The sequence below is a fragment of the Bradyrhizobium sp. LA6.1 genome, assembly GCF_040547805.1.
Taxonomy (GTDB): domain Bacteria; phylum Pseudomonadota; class Alphaproteobacteria; order Rhizobiales; family Xanthobacteraceae; genus Bradyrhizobium; species Bradyrhizobium barranii.
The window spans coordinates 33,572-49,208 of the sequence record NZ_JBEPQK010000029.1 but is presented as its reverse complement, the minus strand read 5'-3'; the positions used below and the strand labels follow the sequence as shown (position 1 = coordinate 49,208).

Below are 15,637 nucleotides of genomic sequence, written 5' to 3'. Positions count from 1 at the left end.
TCGCACCGCGTCGAACAGGCACAACTCGCCCCCCTTTTCCATCGCCTCCAAGATCAGAAAAGTTTTTGAGGCGTCGTTTTCGAGTTGAGCGAAATCAAATCCGGCTCGATGGCCGAGACTATTCTTCCCGGCGACCGAGATGGTCACACCTCGAAGGAGACATGATCATGGCAACCGAGACAAAATTGCCTGTCACAAAATCGTCCACCACGCCCGCAACCGCTGGTGAGACGTGGCGGCCGTTTCAAGCGTTGAGAAACGAAATCGACCAGATCTTCGACGATTTCGGCAACGGCTTCTGGAATCGACCGTTCCGATCACTCGCGCGGCTCGAACGCGACCTCTCCAAGTCGATTTCAGCGCCTGCCGTCGACGTCGCCGAAAGCGACAAGGCCTACGAGATCACCGCTGAGCTTCCTGGCCTCGACGAAAAGAACATCAACATCACCCTCGCGAATGGCGGCCTCACCATTAAAGGCGAGAAGCGGGAGGAGACGGAGGAGAAGAAGAAGGACTACTACGTCTCCGAACGCCGTTACGGCACCTTCGAGCGCTATTTCACCCTGCCGGACGGCGTCAACGCCGACAAGATCGAGGCGACCTTCAAGAACGGCGTACTCAAGCTCACGCTTCCGAAGACGGAGGAAGCCCAAAAGCCGGCCAAGACGATCAACGTGAAAGCCGCCTGATAAGGTCGCCGGTGCGAGGCTGCGTTAGTCGCAGCCTTGCGCCGATGCCGGACCCAACCCCACCATCTTCTTTCGGAGGGCACACAATGCACGCAATTCATGTCATGACGAGAGACGTCGTCGCCGTAACGCCGCACACCACAATTGAAGAAGCCGCGAAAATCATGCTTCGGATGCATATCAGCGGGCTGCCCGTCATCGACGACGCTGGCAATCTCGTCGGCGTCGTCTCGGAGAGCGATTTTATCCGCCGCAGCGAGATCGGCACTGGACGCCGCCATGCGGCCTGGTTGAGATTTTTCATGGGGCCAGGGCGGGCGGCTGCGGAGTTCATTCACGAGCGCGGCCGAAAAGTCGAAGATGTCATGACGCGGAAGGTCATCACTGTCCAGGAGGAGACTTCCTTGGCGGAGATCGTTGCTCTGATGGAGAAGCACGACATCAAGCGAGTTCCCGTGATGCGCGGCAAGAGTACGATCGGGATCGTGACGAGAAGCAATCTCCTGCAAGCCATGGCAAGTCTGGTGCACGAAATCCCGGACCCGACTGCTGACGATGAGCACATTTGTCAGCGCGTTACGCGTGCTGTGGACGCCACCGACTGGCGTCCCATCGGTTTCAGGGTGACTTGCCGCCGAGGGGTTGTCCAACTGCACGGCCTGATCACGACCGATGAGGCGCGCCGCGCGACGATCGTCGCCGCCGAGAACACCAATGGCGTCAAGGAAGTTCACGATCATCTCTGCTTCGTTGATACCTACTCCGGCTATTATGTGGAGTCCCCGGAAGATATGAAGGCGGCCGGCTGAGCATCCGCAGATCAGAGCAATCATGCTCGGATGGATCGTCCGCATTCTATTTGTCCTAGCAGCGCCGGTCACGGCGCTGTTCATTGCGCGCGACGCGCTGAACAGCGACCGAAGCGAACTGCTTGGACTGAGTGCCGAGATGGATGCTGAGACGCACTCTCTTTCTATTGGGCAGCCACAAAAAGCCTCGTGATCGCCTCGACCGAAGCCGCAAAAGCAAATCCGTCTCTTCGCGCAACGATCACGCCGATGAGCTTGCCATGTAGATCACGAGCGCACCTCCCGAGCTTCCCTGACCCACAAGTACGTCCGATTGGATCAGATTGCGATTGGCGATGCCCGGACAGGCACGATGCAGCGCCGAAACGATTCCGAAGGTCACGCTCTGTCCCCAATCGTGGGGATCATCGATGGCCAGAACTGGCTCTCCCACGTCAAGCGCGCCGGGCTTCTCCAGATCCAGCGCATGAAGGTTGACGGCGTCGATCCGGAGGAGCGCAACGTCGTCTCGATCGGATCGGACAAGCACGACGGCGTCCAGTACTCGTCCATCCTGGACCAACGCCTCTACAGTCGTTGCGTTTGCAATCAGGTGATTTGCGGTCACGATCAGGCCTGCCATGGCATCCACGATGACGCCCGCTCCTTGCCACTCTCGAGGCGTGGGAGGATCTGGGAAGCCAGCTTCCGGGTCGAATATTCGCGGCTCTGACGGCACGCCCCAGCCTCGTATCCGCACCACAGCCGGCGAGACGCGCTTCACCAGGAGAGCAAGGCTCGTCGTCGGGTAAGTCTCGGCTTGTTCTCTATAAAGCTCGTTGCCCCAACAGGCACCGGACCCGAGGACGAGCGCCAGACTCCAGGCCGAGACGCCCATCCATCTTAGACATCGGCAGGAGATGCTGCGTGGCATAGGACACCCGTCCGGCGGTCAGAGCTACATTGGCTAAAGAGCTTAATGCTCTGGATCGGGTGCTATTTGAGGATTCTCAAATATATCGCCATCCTCGCTCTCCCGGTGAATGCTGGATGACCGCAAGCCACGCGATCTCTCTTCTTGCCCTACGGATACTTCCTTAGGTGAAGCCCCCGCATTTCGGCTGTTCGGCCGATGCTCTAGAACGATTTCACCAGCACGCATCTGGCTCGTTTACAAAGGGGCCTGCAATGAACCACTCGATTTACTCGGCTGACAGGGCAACGCACCTGAAGGTGGTCATCTCTGTGCTGCTCACCGGCATCGCCATCGTGGCGATCACACTGACCGCCCGCCTGACCCATCCGGAAATAGACGCGCAGAAGGCGACGGCCCAGACTGTCTACGAAGCCCGGTCAAACCAAGCTCTTACAGAGATCGTACAACGTGACAGGCATCCGATTTAGATCGCCTGGAGGATCGTGAGATGACTAGCGAAGCAATGAAGGCGCTGATGATATTGGCGCTGTATGGCGTGCTCGAAATCACGCTCTTCTATTCGTCGATTGGACGGCTTGCCAAGCGCTCCGCCCGCGCTCGTCGAGCGGAAACCCGCGAGTTTTTCAGTCGACCACCGGAAGACTAGCGCGTGCGCTCGAAAAGGCGCGGCGCGCCGAAACGCAAAGCCCGCCGCCGCGGAGCTGGCTGTCTGCGAGGTATGAATGAATCGTAGATCTCTGCTTTTCGGAACGGTTGCCATGTACGCAGCTCGCATGCCAATGGCCCGCGCCTCTCAGCCGTCGACCTACGAGGAGGCGGTGCACCTTGTGTGGCGTCCGCTCGACCCCGCGCGCGGAGTTCGCGAGCTCGTGCGTGCAGCGACGCTGGCTGCGAACAGCCACAACACGCAGCCTTGGCGGTTCGTCCTCTCCGACAACGTAATCACCATCCGCCCGGACCTCGTCCGTCGTTGCCCCGTGGTCGATCCCGACGATCATCATCTTTTTGCTTCACTTGGTTGCGCAGCTGAGAACGTCGTGCAGGCTGCCCGGATGCTCGGTTTGAATGCCAATGTTGCAGTCGATGCCGCCAATCTGGGCTCGGTCTCAATCGCTCTCGACCGCACTGCACCGTCGCGCCACGCGCTCGCAGATGCGATCGTGCAGCGCCAATGCACGCGCGCCAAGTATGATGGCCGTGCCGTGAGCTCGGAGGACCTGCGCACGCTCGAGACTGCCGGCGCGCTAGGTGGCGTCGAGTGTTTCATTGTGACCGAGCGATCGCGAATGGATGCAATTCTCGAGTACATCATTCAGGGTAACACGATCCAGATGCGCGATCCCGCGTTCATGGCAGAGCTCATCTCCTGGATCCGCTTCAATGATTCCATGGCGATCGAGCGATTGGACGGGCTTGCCGCCCGGAGTTCCGGCAATCCGGCGCTGCCGGCTTGGCTTGCGCGTCGCCTCCTTAAATTCGCTCTCACCGAGAAGGGAGAGAATGACAAGTATGCCGAGCATGTTCGCTCGTCAGCGGGCATTGCCGTCTTCATCAGTCCGCGTAACGACAAGGCAGGCTGGGTTGCAGCCGGACGCGCCTACCAGCGCTTCGCGCTGCAAGCGACGATGCTCGGAATTCGGAATGCTCTTCTCAATCAGCCGGTCGAAGTCTCTCCTCTGCGTCCGCAGATTGCAGATTATCTGGGGCTTGGCGTCCGGCGCCCGGATCTGATTGTGCGATTTGGCCGCGGCGAATCACTGCCACCCTCACTACGTCGGCCGGTGACCGCTGTGATTGATGCCTCCTGAAGCCCGAGCGAAACTTTACTGGGGTTTATACTAGCTCGTGGGCGGCGCGTAAAAAACACCTGCGCCATAGTCGTCCTCAAGGTGACCTTCGACCGCTTGTTTCGAAGTCTCCAATCACGTGAAACCGAGATTGCGGACCAGCATATAGATCGCCACCGCGAATATCAGGGCCGCGAATACGGTGTTCAATGCACCTTTGCGCGCGGCGAGCGAGCTTGCCGAGCCGGCGCCGAGCATCCCGCCAACAACTCCGCCGGAGATAAACAGCGCAGCGAGATACCAATCCACCAAACCAGACAGGGCGTAGTTGGCGGCCGTCGTCATCCCGAAGGCGGACACCGCCACAAGAGAGGAGCCGACCGCATAGAGGATCGGCATGCCGGTGGCGGCGATGAGCGCCGGCACGATCAGGAAACCGCCGCCGATCCCGAAGAAGCCAGACAAAGCTCCCGTAGCGAGCCCCAAGGCGAGAAGTTTCGGCAGATTTCCCCGGTTGAGCCGGACGGATGGCTCGCCCTCGCCGGAGCGGCCCTTCAGCATCAATGCGCCCACCACCATCATAACGATCGCGAACAATGCCAGCAGCTTCTGGCCATCGACGATCTTGCCGAGGGTGGAGCCGAGGAAGGCGCCGGCCACCCCTGCGAGTGCGAATACGGAAGCGCAACGCCACTTCACGTTGCCGGCACGGGCGTGGTTGACGAGGTTCGCGGCAGCGTTCGCCGCGACGGCGATCGCGCTGGTGCCGATCGCCACGTGCGGATCCGACACCCCGACTAGATAGACGAGGAGCGGCACGGCCAAAATCGAGCCGCCACCTCCGACCAACCCCAGCGAAAATCCGACCAACGAGCCGGAGGCGAGACCGAGCGCACCTTGGGTCAGCGCCAGCATAGTGGACGACTCCTGATTTCAAGCCCCGTCACGCGGCTCGCGCGGGCGAGCCGTACACGCTACGGTTCCAGGGCGCGCGCATGAGAATACGGGCCATGCCGCAAAAGCCGGTGACACCGGCTGTGATCAGCCCGGCGCCGACGAAGGCCGGCACCGCGAAGAACCACGGCGACACGAAGAGGCCGAGGAGCGTACCCGTGACAGCAAGACTGCCGGCGCCGATCTGCACCTGGCGCTGAAGCTCCAGCGGCTGGCGCCGGTCGGTCACGACCGGCAGGCCAGCCTTGCGCCAGGCGTCGAGCCCGCCTTCGACGATGAAGGCTTCACAGGCGTCGCCGAGCTTCCGGGCGAGCCGCGGCGCGTTGGCCTGAGTGCGAGCGCCGCTTTTACAGTGGAAGATGACCGGCTTGCCCTGATGCACGGCGAGGTCGATCTCGTCGAGCTTCGACAGGGGGAGATGCCGCGCGCCTGGGATCTTCTCGCGGGCGTGCTCATCGACTTCGCGGATGTCGATCAGGAGGGCGCCGCTGTCGAGAAGGCGGCGCGCGTCGGCTGGCTTGATTGCGGGTAGTGACATGATTAGCTCCTCTACTTTCCCAAGTTAGTTCTTCGCCTTGGTGGGCTTGCAAAACAGCCTGTGCAGCGTGGCAAAGAGTTGCTCGATGCGCGGATCGGCGATGCGGTACCAGAGTGTCTGGCTTTCGCGCCGAAAGGTGACGAGGCCCTCCTCGCGCATCCTTGCGAGATGCTGCGACAGTGCCGATTGCGACACACCCACGGCTTCCGCGAGCGCATTCACGTTGCTCTCGCCGCATTCGACGAGTTGGCACAGGATCATCAGCCGACGCTCGTTGGCGAGCGCGCGCAGAATGCCGGCGACTTCAACCGCTTGCTTTTCGAAAGTCTCCAGATCGAATGCTGGGGAGGCCATCGGCCAACTCCATATATTAGATCTTGCTTATTTAGTTCTTACTAATATATATGTCAAGTTCAAAGAGCCGGTGACTTCAGGAGGTTCGAGCCATGTCAGGACAAGCCATCATCCGAGCGTTTTTCGACGAGCCGACCAACACGGTGAGCTATCTGGTCGCCGATCCGGCGACCAAGAAGGCCGCTATCATCGATCCCGTATTTGACTACGACCACAACTCGGGCGAGGTGGACACGGGATCGGTTGCGTCCATGCTGAAGACCGCCGAAGAGGCGGGCTACACGATCGAATGGGTCCTCGAGACGCATGCCCATGCCGACCACCTCTCGGGCGCCCCTTTCATCAAGGCGAAGACCGGCACCAAAATCGGCATCGGCGAGCACATCAAGGACGTGCAGCGCATTTTTCGACCCATATTCAACGCCACGGACCTGAAGACCGACGGCAGCGACTTCGACCGTCTCTTCCGGGACGGCGAGCGCTTCAAGATCGGCGAACTCGACGTGGAGGTGATCTACACGCCGGGGCACACGCCTGCCGACGTCTCTTACAAGATCGCGGATGCCGTGTTCGTCGGCGACACCCTGTTCATGCCGGACTACGGCACGGCTCGCGCCGATTTCCCCGGCGGCAACGCGCACAAGCTCTACCGGTCAATCAAGCGGATCCTGGCGCTGCCGCCCGAGACGCGGCTGTTCATGTGTCATGACTACAAGGCTCCGGGCCGCGACACCTACGCTTGGGAGACAACGGTGCGCGAAGAACGCGAGAAGAACGTTCAAGTCAAGGAAGGCGTCACCGAGGATGAGTTTGTGGCCATTCGCCAGGCACGCGATGCCAAGCTCTCGGCGCCGAGATTGCTGCTGCCCTCAATCCAGGTCAACATTCGCGCCGGCAAATTTCCGCCAGCCGAAGCCAACGGCGTCCGCTATCTCAGCATTCCCGTGACGCTGAAGGGAGGAGCGGAACGGTGCGTTTAAGCGCAAGCCTCTCCGTCTGCGACTCTCATCATTGCGATGAGCTTTCGCTCGCTCTAGTTTTCGGCGGGCGCCCAAGAAAGAAGGATATCGTCTTCGCGATCCAAGGAGACGGGCCGTGAAGCAAGATTGCAAAATACTTGCGCTCACCGTGACGAGGCTGACACCAGCCTCTGGTCGCGGCCAGCGAGCAAAGCGACTGTCACGATCCACTCGCGAGCAACAGCCAGTCTTGCGGCACTCCGAGCAGGATTGCCGCGCTGCCGCCGATGAGCGACCAGAGGATAGGAATAATCAGCAGCGGGCGGGGAAACGGCCGGATTGTAAGCAGCAGGATGCCCAACGTGAAGATCGTAACGGGGCATGGCGTCACACCGAATGCAGGCAGTTCCGCAGGCTCGTGGCCGGCCGCGACTCCAAGAAGCGGGTAAATGACAGCAGCATAGAGAACCAATGCAATGCCGATCCATGCTTCTGGACAATTGCTCCTGCCGAAAGTCATCCGACGCTGTATGACACCAACATATCCAAACGCCTCCACCTGAATTGCGAACAGGGCAGCGAAGGCATAGGCCATTTTGTTGATAGGAGCGAAAAACATCAGGTGATAGATCAGCCCCGTCCACGCCCGCATCGCAGCAAGAACACCCGCGATGATCTCATCAGACCGCTTTCTCCTGCCGAATACTAGTGCGAACGCCAGGCCTCCTATCATGACGGCAACAATCTGCGCCGGCCAGATTGCTCTATTATAGCTTGCGAAGACCCCAAAGAATTAGTCGGCAGAAAACGGCAACATAATCGCTGCTCCGCTTGCGATCTATGTTAGCTGCTTCCCGTGCTTTTCATTTGACGCGGATCAAGTCGGAGGAGGCAGCCGCATCGTCAGAGCCCGCGACAGCGCCGTATGGAGGACAGGCGGCGGGTTGATCTGTCGCAAATCGGTCTCCTCGGCGAGCCTTATCCTCGCTTCACCGCGACAAAAAAGTCTTCCTTGATGAACGCGATTCCGCCCGGCCGCGCCCAGCTCAAATCCTGTCGTGTCAATCTCGACACCGGCCGGGAGAACGTCGTTGTGATCTCCCGTCGTTCAACGGCGCTGCGGCCGGACCTGTTTCGCGGCTTTTCCAGGGTCGAGCTGCGCAGCGGCTCGCAGACACAACTGGCGACGGTGCTTCTCACCGATGATGACGGCCTGGTCGGGCCCGACCAGCTTGGTATGGCGGAGCCGGCGTTTCGGCGCTTTGGACAGCCGGCAGGCACCTACGTGGCAGTCACCCCTGCTCCCTCCCCGCCGAGCCTGGACGCGGTTCGCGCCAAGATTCAGGGCAAGACACTCGAGGCTCCCGAGATCGGCGCAATTATCGACGATCTCGTGCACTATCGTTATTCGGACATGGAAATCGCTGCATTCCTCGTCAGCTCTGCAAATTTCATGACATCCGGAGAGCTGATCGCGCTGACGGAGGCCATGGCGGGAGCCGGGACGCAGCTCAGATGGAATACGAAGACGGTCGTCGACAAGCATTGCATTGGTGGCATTCCCGGCAATCGCACGTCGATGATCGTGGTACCGATTGTAGCCGCGCATGGGCTGACAATCCCGAAGACGTCGTCACGCGCGATCACGTCGCCAGCCGGAACGGCCGATACCATGGAGGTGCTGGCCCGGGTCGACCTCAGCGTCGAAGCCATGAAAGAGGTCGTCGCGTCGTGCAACGGCTGCCTTGCATGGGGCGGGCACGTCAATCTGTCTCCGGCAGACGACATCCTGATCAGCGTCGAGCGACCGCTCGCACTCGATACGTACGAGCAGATGGTTGCCTCCATCATGTCGAAGAAGCTGGCCGCCGGATCGACCCATCTTCTGATCGACCTTCCCGTCGGTCCCAACGCCAAGCTTACGACAGCGTCGCAGGCTATGCGACTTCGCAAACTGTTTCAGTTCGTCGGCGATCGGTTTGGCCTCGAGGTGGAGGTCGTGACCACCGATGGACGGCAGCCAATCGGCGGCGGTATCGGCCCGGCACTTGAGGCACAGGACGTGATGGCAGTCCTCTCTAATGAGCCCCAAGCCCCGCGCGATCTTCGTGAGAAGTCGCTACGCCTTGCCGCGCACCTTTTGGAACATGACCCTGATTTACGCGGAGGCACAGGCTATGCGCGCGCAAGCGAGCTCCTGGAGAGCGGGGCTGCGCTTCGACAGATGGTGAAGATCATTGAGGCCCAGGGCCCCGCGCCTTCCGCGACCAAGATCGGCAGCCTCACCATCGATGTTCGCGCCGAACGAGATGGTGTCGTCGCAGCGATCGATTGCTTGCATCTCAACCGGCTGGCGCGGACGGCCGGCGCGCCGCTCGACAAAGGCGCAGGCATCAAGTTGTTCAAGAAGATTGGCAATCGGGTCGAGCAAGGAGAGCCGCTCTACCGCATTCACGCCTTCGAGCCCTCGGGATTTGACCTTGCTGTCGGCATGGCCAAGCTGGACTCTGCTTACCGGATCGAAGCGCAAGCCGGGACCGCACCATGATCCCAACTGCAGTTCAATGGTTGCCCACTTCAGCTCATTTTGGGCCTCAGCTTGCCGAGACCCTCAGTATCCCAGGCCATGCGATCAACTTGCACCGATTTCCGGATGGAGAGCTGCGGGCAACTGTAGGCCCGGCGGCAACCACCACAATAGTCTGTTGCTCGCTCGATCACCCCAATGACAAGCTGATTGCGCTGCTGTTCGCGGCGGAAGCTTTACGGCGCAACGGCGCGAGGCGACTGGTGCTCGTTGCGCCCTATCTCGGATATATGCGCCAGGATGCGGCGTTCCAGCCGGGTGAGGCGATAAGCCAGCGCGCAGTCGGTGCTCTTCTCGCGAGTACCTTCGATCGCGTTATAACTGTTGATGCACATCTCCATCGCACGCCCAGCCTCGCCGGCGTTTTCCCTGGAATAGATGCGGACAATCTGTCGACCGCTCCTGCGATCGAGGCCAAGCTCCGTGCCGAGACAGTCGCGCCCACGACCGTCGTGGTCGGTCCCGATGAAGAATCGCGATCTTGGGTGGCCGGCATTGCTGGCCGTCTCGGGCTTGCCTGCAGCGTGGCGCGAAAAGTACGCCAGAGCGATCAATCGGTGCAGATCGCATTCCCGGACGCGACGCTGTTCGCTGGCCGTCCGGTGCTTTTCATCGACGACATCGTGTCGTCCGGTGGGACGCTTACCGCCTGCGCGGAAGCTCTTGCCGCGTCAGGAGCCTCTTCTATCGAGGCCATCATCCTCCACGCACTATTTCCGCCGGAGCTTATGACCGCGTTCGGTCGCGCCGGCATTCGCTCGGTCCGATCCACCAACAGCGTGCCACATCCAACCAACGCCATCCGCCTCGACGATCTTCTCGCTCCCGCATTGCGGCGAGAGGTGATTGGCACACCGGAAAGTGGGAGCCCCCCTTGAGCATTACCGTCCAATTCTGCGGCGCGGCCCGCACCGTTACCGGCTCCTGCTACCTCTTCGAAACGCCCACAGGACGATTCCTGGTGGACTGCGGCCTGTTCCAGGGACAAAAGACGCTGAAAGCGCTGAACTACGGTGCATTCCCGTTCCGCCCGGCGGATGTCGATGCCGTTTTGCTGACGCATGCTCACATCGACCACAGCGGCCTCCTGCCGAAGCTCCAGCGCGAAGGCTTTTCAGGCCCGATCCTGGCGACGCGCGGCACCATCGACCTCTGCTCCTACATGCTTCCCGACGCAGGCAACATCCAGGAAACGGAGGTTGCCGCCCTGAACCGCCGAAACGCCGCCCGAGGGCGGGGCGCTGTAACGGCCATCTACACGCAAGCCGCTGCGATTGCGACCCTGGATGCCTTTCGGCCCGTCGAATACCAGGCGTGGTACACGGTGATACCCGGCGTCCGCGCTCGCTATTGGAATGCCGGACATTTGCTCGGCTCGGCTTCGATCGAGCTGGAATTCGTCGAGCAAGGCAGAAACGGAGGGCCGCTGCGTGTCCTGATGTCGGGTGACATCGGCCCAGATGCCAAACTGCTGGAGCCTGATCCGGAGGGCCCAACCAATGTCGATTACGTGTTTTGCGAGTCGACCTACGGCGATAGCGACCGCCCGCCGACAACGCACGTCCTGCGTCGCGCACATCTGGCCCAGGAAGTGCGCGATGCCGCCAGCGCACGCGGGGCGCTGGTGATCCCCGCCTTCGCGGTCGAACGGACCCAGGAGTTGATCGTCGACCTCGCCGACTTGATGAACCGCGGCGCGATTCCGACTGCGCCGATCTTTCTCGATTCACCCTTGGCGATCCGTGCGACCGAGGTCTTCCGGAACAATGCGGTCAGCCTCGATCCGGCCGTCGATCTTGACCGGCTGCTTAGTTCCAGTCAGTTGCGCTTCACAGAGACCGTTGACGAAAGCAAATCGATCGCCAGGCTCTCCGGCTTCCACATCATCATTGCCGCAAGCGGCATGTGCGACGCAGGTCGCATCCGCCATCATCTGAAGCGATGGTTGTGGCGCAGGGAGTGCACGGTCCTGCTGACGGGATTCCAGGCCCAAGGCACCCTGGGCCGATTCTTGCGCGATGGCGCGAAGGCGGTAAGGATCCAGGGCGAGGAGATCAAGGTTGCCGCGAGAATTCGGTATATCGACGAATACTCGGGGCACGCCGACGGCCCCGAACTCGCGCGCTGGATAGCCTCGCGGCGTCCCATTCATTGTGGCCTCTTCATCGTGCATGGGGAAGAGCACGCGCTCGGAGGCCTTCTGCACCGGGTTGCCGAGCGAACCGTTCCTAGCGCTCAGATCTTTACGCCAATGCTGGACGACGTCTACGAATTATCGACAGCCGCACCGACACCGATCGACGCTGCTCGCCGCCGCAGGCTCGCTCCGGACGCAGTCGTCAACCTCGATTGGCATAACGATATGTCCAAACTGCTTCTCGATATCAATGACCAGATCGAAGCGGCCGCAGACGATCGATCACGCGGCGTCATCATCCGGAAACTGCGCAGAGCGCTTGAAGGGATGTGAACGGTCCGAAATGTCGAAGATGTACTTGATCAAAGTAGCCTTATTCGAGGCGCGGCAAGGCCAGCGAACCCGGTCAGCAAGGTGGCAAAGACGGTAAGAAGAGCGATGCCTGTGCCGCTGACGATGACTTGAGCGAGCACGCCGTCAGATACGGCTCTCAGAACGAGATATGCCGCAAGGGACAACAAGACCCCCACACAATAGATCTCAAGCGAATTCTCTCCGCAACGAACAGCCCCCAAGAGCATGCGTGACCTCGTGACGCTCCAATGCGCCGGCGCGAGGTTGGCGACGCAGACCGCAAGCGCAAGGAAATGCAGAAGCCGCAGCGGATCAAGATCCGATTTGTCTATCGGATAGACCAAGGCTTTCAGGAATTGAGGAACTACGAGCTCAAGAGCCGGATTGATCCAACTCATTGTAACAGCCAGTGACCAAATCAGGTATGCGGCCGAAAGCATGATCGCCGGACGCGACATCACGAATGGCGCCAACCGCCCATGCCCCACCACCGCCCACCATCCACCGATCGTGACGAGGAACTGCCAGGCGAGCGGGTTGAAATACCAGTCGTTCGCTGGCCATCCCCGAAGGTTCCAGCCGAAAATCTGGACCAATCCGTACAGCAGAGCCGAAACGGCCAAGGCCGCATTTGGCCATCTGAGCAGCAGCAAGAGGCACGGCGCAAACAGCAAATGGAAGAGCACAAAAGTCGGCAGCACGTCCGTGTTGACGGGCCGGTATTCCAGGATCGCCGCGCGCAGCAGCGCTTCTCCCGGCTTCTGCAGGACGATCGCCACATTTGCCTCGTCTGCGAGGTCGGCATCCATCCAATGAACGGTCACGACCAAAAATAGCGTCAACAGCAGGAATGCCGCATAAATCTCCCAGCTCCGCCGAACCGTATGACAGATCATCGCCCAAGTCCCGGCGCTTCTGAACACGTGTCCATATGCCATCGTGCACGTCAGCCCCGAGACAAACATGAAGACTTCAGTGGTGTCGCTGAATCCATAATGGCTCAACGTAAGCCAGCTACAGATATTACCCGGGATGTGGTTGATGAAGACGAACCAGAGTGCAATGCCTCTGCAGGCATCGAGCCGAATGTCTCGGTCTGGTATCTTGTCGACTGGACCCATCGCAGATGCTCGAAATACCCCGCTCGGCAGATCCTATTACCTTGTGCCTTGTCCAGGATTTCTGAGACAGCTCTCCAAAGCTGTGAGCATCTGTACCCGGCCGACGATACCCACGACCTGCCCGTTGCGAAGCGCCAGAACCTGCGAGATCTGGTGCATATCCATTTCCTTGACGACCGCATCGATCGTGGCGTTCTCATCGACGCAAACGGGACGGTGGCTCATGACTTCTTCGACCTTCAGTCCCCTCGTTCGCTCGCGGGCGACCTCACCTTCCTGCCTCCCCAGAAGCCATTCGAGCCAAAACCCCTCGGGATAATCGACGCCCAACTCCCGACGGTGGAGGAAGTCCCCTTCGGCAATGATGCCGACCAAAACCCCTCCATGATCGAGAACAGGAAGCCCACGTTGATTGGTCTCAAGCAGGAGGTGGAGGGCCTCCAGCAGCGGTGCTTCCGGCCTCACAGTTGCGAACGAGGTCCGCATGATATCTGACGCCCGCATTGCTTCTCTCCAATCGGAATCGCATCGCCGGTAGTCGGAGCTGCTAATCACGCAGGCTGCTCCAACGCGGCCTGCCTACTCGTCCAGCAAGTGCCTTTCGATGTCGCCGACCGGGTGCCTAGTGAGATCCTTCGCAAGCTCCGCCACGAGCCGGCGCTTCACATCAGGATGGAAGTCCGACCGAAGCGCCGCCAGAGTGCGCGGCGGTGCGACGACGATCAGCGCCGTCGATGGCTCGCCGCGTACAAAACGTTCCGCGGCAACCGCCACCTGCTTCACAAAGCGACGCTCCTCGAGCTCATGCCAGTCGCTCGTCCCCACGGCGCTTCTCTGCCCGCTATGCGCGGCTTTGCTCACCCGGCCCGGCCGGTCGCTTCCCTGGTCATTGGTCGCCGGATTCTGATCCTCGAAGGCGGCTTCCATCTTCAAGTTCGGAAACTTTTCGTCACCTTCGTTGCGGAAGAACAGAGCCTTTCGCCCATCGCCGACGAACACCACGGCGCGATGCGGTATCTTGGTCATTGGGATCTCCTCCTTGCACGGCTTCTATTCTGACCGCTCGCCGCTCCTGTTGCTTGATCCCGATCAATTTCGGCCGCTCTCATCCCGACAAGATGTCGATACCGCGCTGATGCGTCGAGCAAGCATGAGCTGCGCGCATCGACTGTTGCAACGGGGGAAACCATTACGTGTCATGCCTGCATGATACCTTTTCCGTTTAAGCACTAACCGGATTGGCGACGGGCTGCGGCGATCGATACAAGTGACGTGCCGACCAAACCATGCAGCGCCGCAACGATCTGCTCGCTGCTCGTCACCAATCCTATATTCGCGGCTCTAGCTTCTCATCAACCGGGGCGACACGCTTGCGAAACAGTATGGCAGTGTCCGCAAAACTCGCGACGCATTGATGACCGCGGCAGAAATTTCGCAGCCGACCGATCGCCGCATCGTTCAATCCGAACAGGCGCTCGTAGTCATGGCGACTAATCTGAACAAGCGCTCCATCTTGCAGCCTCTTCTCCAAATCGGGCAACGTAAAATTAGAACGCATGGAGGCACCATTTGAAGGGGCGCAGGATTCCAAGGGTCCTGCGCCGTTCCGCTATGCGAGAGCGCCTACTGCCGCCAGCGTGCAGCATTTCAAACCACTTATGAGCTTAAGCCGAAAGCCAGCCTTGATGTTCGTCAAACTGTCGGGATGCGAAACCGCTAATAGTTTACATCTTCCCAACCAGCATCGGAGTGCGACATGGTAAGCTTTGGTCGAAAATGTTTGGTAATGGCCGGTCTGACCGCTGCTTTCGCCGCCGCAGCCCAGGCTGAAGACCTCGACATGGGTAGGTCAGAGTTTCAATCTTCGTGCGCCAGCTGTCATGGTGCGGATGCGAGGGGCAAAGGACCGGTTAGCAACCAACTTAAGATACCGCCTCCCGATTTGACGATGTTAGCCAAGAACAACAACGGCGTATTTCCCACGAACGCTGTTTATGAGACCGTAGAGGGATTGAAGACAATTCCAGCTCACGGCACTCGCGAAATGCCAGTTTGGGGAGAGCGATTCAACCCCGTCGTCAACTTGCCTCACTATGTTGATCCGTATTATTGGAAGATGGCTGGACCGGAGCAAAGCCCGGAAGTCGTCGTGCGAAAACGCATCCTCGCTGTTATCGATTATCTGAGCCGCATTCAGCAAGAGTAGCAAGCGACAGCGCCGCTCATTAGTGGTCTTGGGACGCTTGCTGCGCCGCCTGCCAACCGTGATGTCCGAAGCGGGTAACGCGCGGAAGATCAAATCGTCGCGGCGGTCGCGAGCATCACTCTCAGGCGGGCCTGGGGAGCGTTACCTCGATGCGCACCCGATCCGGAGGAATTGCAGCAAAAAAGCCATCGAGGCCATTGCGATCAGGTCAAACGAGTTTTGCGGA

The 15,637-nt window shown here is 60.1% G+C and carries 19 protein-coding genes; 11 read left to right on the top strand and 8 right to left on the bottom strand.

The window, feature by feature from the left end:
• Positions 1–167 precede the first annotated feature (167 nt).
• The 3 genes from ABIB99_RS41495 to ABIB99_RS41485 all read left to right on the top strand — a co-directional run bounded on the left by ABIB99_RS41495 (position 168) and on the right by ABIB99_RS41485 (position 1,691).
• Positions 168–689, top strand: coding sequence for an Hsp20/alpha crystallin family protein (locus ABIB99_RS41495; RefSeq protein WP_354181577.1), 522 nt, complete (start codon positions 168–170; stop codon positions 687–689).
• A gap of 86 nt (positions 690–775) precedes the next feature.
• Positions 776–1,498 (top strand): CBS domain-containing protein, encoded by a 723-nt coding sequence (locus ABIB99_RS41490; protein WP_354181575.1) that lies wholly within the window; start codon positions 776–778, stop codon positions 1,496–1,498.
• A 22-nt stretch (positions 1,499–1,520) separates the two neighbouring features.
• Positions 1,521–1,691: a hypothetical protein gene (locus ABIB99_RS41485; protein ID WP_354181573.1), complete on the top strand. Its 171-nt coding sequence runs from the start codon at positions 1,521–1,523 to the stop codon at positions 1,689–1,691.
• 48 nt (positions 1,692–1,739) lie between these two features.
• Here the strand turns inward: ABIB99_RS41485 and ABIB99_RS41480 are convergent, their stop codons facing one another.
• Positions 1,740–2,375 (bottom strand): trypsin-like peptidase domain-containing protein, encoded by a 636-nt coding sequence (locus tag ABIB99_RS41480; protein WP_354181571.1) that lies wholly within the window; start codon positions 2,373–2,375, stop codon positions 1,740–1,742.
• Positions 2,376–2,665: 290 nt separating this feature from the next.
• On the opposite strand from ABIB99_RS41480, the gene ABIB99_RS41475 reads away from it, so the two are divergent.
• From ABIB99_RS41475 to ABIB99_RS41465, 3 genes are all read left to right on the top strand, one after another.
• The gene (locus ABIB99_RS41475; RefSeq protein WP_354181569.1) at positions 2,666–2,881 is read left to right on the top strand and encodes a hypothetical protein; all 216 of its coding nucleotides are present in this window, start codon (positions 2,666–2,668) and stop codon (positions 2,879–2,881) included.
• A 20-nt stretch (positions 2,882–2,901) separates the two neighbouring features.
• Positions 2,902–3,060: a hypothetical protein gene (locus tag ABIB99_RS41470; protein ID WP_354181568.1), complete on the top strand. Its 159-nt coding sequence runs from the start codon at positions 2,902–2,904 to the stop codon at positions 3,058–3,060.
• Between the two features lie 112 nt (positions 3,061–3,172).
• Positions 3,173–4,222 (top strand): Acg family FMN-binding oxidoreductase, encoded by a 1,050-nt coding sequence (locus tag ABIB99_RS41465; protein WP_354181566.1) that lies wholly within the window; start codon positions 3,173–3,175, stop codon positions 4,220–4,222.
• Positions 4,223–4,336: 114 nt separating this feature from the next.
• On the opposite strand, the gene ABIB99_RS41460 is transcribed toward ABIB99_RS41465, so the two are convergent.
• Genes ABIB99_RS41460 through ABIB99_RS41450 form a run of 3 tightly spaced genes read right to left on the bottom strand, consistent with a single transcriptional unit; the run spans position 4,337 to position 6,047 of the window.
• A complete protein-coding gene (locus ABIB99_RS41460; RefSeq protein ID WP_354181564.1) occupies positions 4,337–5,116 on the bottom strand; it encodes a sulfite exporter TauE/SafE family protein in 780 nt (259 codons plus the stop codon).
• A 28-nt stretch (positions 5,117–5,144) separates the two neighbouring features.
• On the bottom strand, positions 5,145–5,693 hold the full coding sequence (locus ABIB99_RS41455) for a rhodanese family protein (protein ID WP_354181562.1): 549 nt from the start codon (positions 5,691–5,693) through the stop codon (positions 5,145–5,147).
• 24 nt (positions 5,694–5,717) lie between these two features.
• Positions 5,718–6,047, bottom strand: a complete 330-nt coding sequence (locus ABIB99_RS41450) for an ArsR/SmtB family transcription factor (RefSeq protein ID WP_354181560.1) — start codon at positions 6,045–6,047, stop codon at positions 5,718–5,720.
• Positions 6,048–6,139: 92 nt separating this feature from the next.
• On the opposite strand from ABIB99_RS41450, the gene ABIB99_RS41445 reads away from it, so the two are divergent.
• Positions 6,140–7,027, top strand: a complete 888-nt coding sequence (locus ABIB99_RS41445) for an MBL fold metallo-hydrolase (protein WP_354181558.1) — start codon at positions 6,140–6,142, stop codon at positions 7,025–7,027.
• 199 nt (positions 7,028–7,226) lie between these two features.
• Here the strand turns inward: ABIB99_RS41445 and ABIB99_RS41440 are convergent, their stop codons facing one another.
• Positions 7,227–7,739 (bottom strand): DUF6064 family protein, encoded by a 513-nt coding sequence (locus ABIB99_RS41440; protein WP_354181556.1) that lies wholly within the window; start codon positions 7,737–7,739, stop codon positions 7,227–7,229.
• Between the two features lie 282 nt (positions 7,740–8,021).
• Here ABIB99_RS41440 and ABIB99_RS41435 point away from each other — a divergent pair, with 282 nt between their 5' ends.
• The 3 genes from ABIB99_RS41435 to ABIB99_RS41425 are packed head-to-tail and all read left to right on the top strand — an operon-like array spanning position 8,022 to position 12,063.
• On the top strand, positions 8,022–9,554 hold the full coding sequence (locus tag ABIB99_RS41435) for a thymidine phosphorylase family protein (protein WP_354181638.1): 1,533 nt from the start codon (positions 8,022–8,024) through the stop codon (positions 9,552–9,554).
• A complete protein-coding gene (locus ABIB99_RS41430; RefSeq protein WP_354181554.1) occupies positions 9,551–10,471 on the top strand; it encodes a ribose-phosphate diphosphokinase in 921 nt (306 codons plus the stop codon). The genes ABIB99_RS41435 and ABIB99_RS41430 overlap by 4 nt, the downstream gene beginning before the upstream one ends.
• Entirely contained in the window at positions 10,468–12,063 is a 1,596-nt protein-coding gene (locus ABIB99_RS41425; RefSeq protein WP_354181552.1) for an MBL fold metallo-hydrolase, read from the top strand. Before ABIB99_RS41430 ends, ABIB99_RS41425 begins: the two co-directional genes overlap by 4 nt.
• Before the next feature lie 29 nt (positions 12,064–12,092).
• Here ABIB99_RS41425 and ABIB99_RS41420 read toward each other — a convergent pair whose 3' ends face one another.
• The 3 genes from ABIB99_RS41420 to ABIB99_RS41410 all read right to left on the bottom strand — a co-directional run bounded on the left by ABIB99_RS41420 (position 12,093) and on the right by ABIB99_RS41410 (position 14,231).
• Positions 12,093–13,205, bottom strand: a complete 1,113-nt coding sequence (locus ABIB99_RS41420) for an OpgC domain-containing protein (RefSeq protein WP_354181550.1) — start codon at positions 13,203–13,205, stop codon at positions 12,093–12,095.
• Between the two features lie 36 nt (positions 13,206–13,241).
• Complete coding sequence (locus tag ABIB99_RS41415) at positions 13,242–13,709, bottom strand: CBS domain-containing protein (protein WP_354181548.1); 468 nt, start codon at positions 13,707–13,709, stop codon at positions 13,242–13,244.
• Between the two features lie 75 nt (positions 13,710–13,784).
• Positions 13,785–14,231 carry a host attachment protein gene (locus ABIB99_RS41410; protein ID WP_354181546.1) on the bottom strand — a complete coding sequence of 149 codons (447 nt, stop codon included), beginning with the start codon at positions 14,229–14,231 and terminating at the stop codon, positions 13,785–13,787.
• 730 nt (positions 14,232–14,961) lie between these two features.
• On the opposite strand from ABIB99_RS41410, the gene ABIB99_RS41405 reads away from it, so the two are divergent.
• On the top strand, positions 14,962–15,411 hold the full coding sequence (locus ABIB99_RS41405) for a c-type cytochrome (protein WP_354181544.1): 450 nt from the start codon (positions 14,962–14,964) through the stop codon (positions 15,409–15,411).
• Positions 15,412–15,637 lie beyond the last annotated feature (226 nt).

Excerpts from the sequence above, each read along its gene's own strand:
- ABIB99_RS41495 (WP_354181577.1), top strand. The coding sequence starts at position 168 with ATGGCAACCGAGACAAAATTGCCTGTCACAAAATCGTCCACCACGCCC.
- ABIB99_RS41490 (WP_354181575.1), top strand. The coding sequence starts at position 776 with ATGCACGCAATTCATGTCATGACGAGAGACGTCGTCGCCGTAACGCCG.
- ABIB99_RS41485 (WP_354181573.1), top strand. The coding sequence starts at position 1,521 with ATGCTCGGATGGATCGTCCGCATTCTATTTGTCCTAGCAGCGCCGGTC.
- ABIB99_RS41480 (WP_354181571.1), bottom strand. The coding sequence starts at position 2,375 with ATGGGCGTCTCGGCCTGGAGTCTGGCGCTCGTCCTCGGGTCCGGTGCC.
- ABIB99_RS41475 (WP_354181569.1), top strand. The coding sequence starts at position 2,666 with ATGAACCACTCGATTTACTCGGCTGACAGGGCAACGCACCTGAAGGTG.
- ABIB99_RS41470 (WP_354181568.1), top strand. The coding sequence starts at position 2,902 with ATGACTAGCGAAGCAATGAAGGCGCTGATGATATTGGCGCTGTATGGC.
- ABIB99_RS41465 (WP_354181566.1), top strand. The coding sequence starts at position 3,173 with ATGTACGCAGCTCGCATGCCAATGGCCCGCGCCTCTCAGCCGTCGACC.
- ABIB99_RS41460 (WP_354181564.1), bottom strand. The coding sequence starts at position 5,116 with ATGCTGGCGCTGACCCAAGGTGCGCTCGGTCTCGCCTCCGGCTCGTTG.
- ABIB99_RS41455 (WP_354181562.1), bottom strand. The coding sequence starts at position 5,693 with ATGTCACTACCCGCAATCAAGCCAGCCGACGCGCGCCGCCTTCTCGAC.
- ABIB99_RS41450 (WP_354181560.1), bottom strand. The coding sequence starts at position 6,047 with ATGGCCTCCCCAGCATTCGATCTGGAGACTTTCGAAAAGCAAGCGGTT.
- ABIB99_RS41445 (WP_354181558.1), top strand. The coding sequence starts at position 6,140 with ATGTCAGGACAAGCCATCATCCGAGCGTTTTTCGACGAGCCGACCAAC.
- ABIB99_RS41440 (WP_354181556.1), bottom strand. The coding sequence starts at position 7,739 with ATGATAGGAGGCCTGGCGTTCGCACTAGTATTCGGCAGGAGAAAGCGG.
- ABIB99_RS41435 (WP_354181638.1), top strand. The coding sequence starts at position 8,022 with ATGAACGCGATTCCGCCCGGCCGCGCCCAGCTCAAATCCTGTCGTGTC.
- ABIB99_RS41430 (WP_354181554.1), top strand. The coding sequence starts at position 9,551 with ATGATCCCAACTGCAGTTCAATGGTTGCCCACTTCAGCTCATTTTGGG.
- ABIB99_RS41420 (WP_354181550.1), bottom strand. The coding sequence starts at position 13,205 with ATGGGTCCAGTCGACAAGATACCAGACCGAGACATTCGGCTCGATGCC.
- ABIB99_RS41415 (WP_354181548.1), bottom strand. The coding sequence starts at position 13,709 with ATGCGGGCGTCAGATATCATGCGGACCTCGTTCGCAACTGTGAGGCCG.
- ABIB99_RS41410 (WP_354181546.1), bottom strand. The coding sequence starts at position 14,231 with ATGACCAAGATACCGCATCGCGCCGTGGTGTTCGTCGGCGATGGGCGA.
- ABIB99_RS41405 (WP_354181544.1), top strand. The coding sequence starts at position 14,962 with ATGGTAAGCTTTGGTCGAAAATGTTTGGTAATGGCCGGTCTGACCGCT.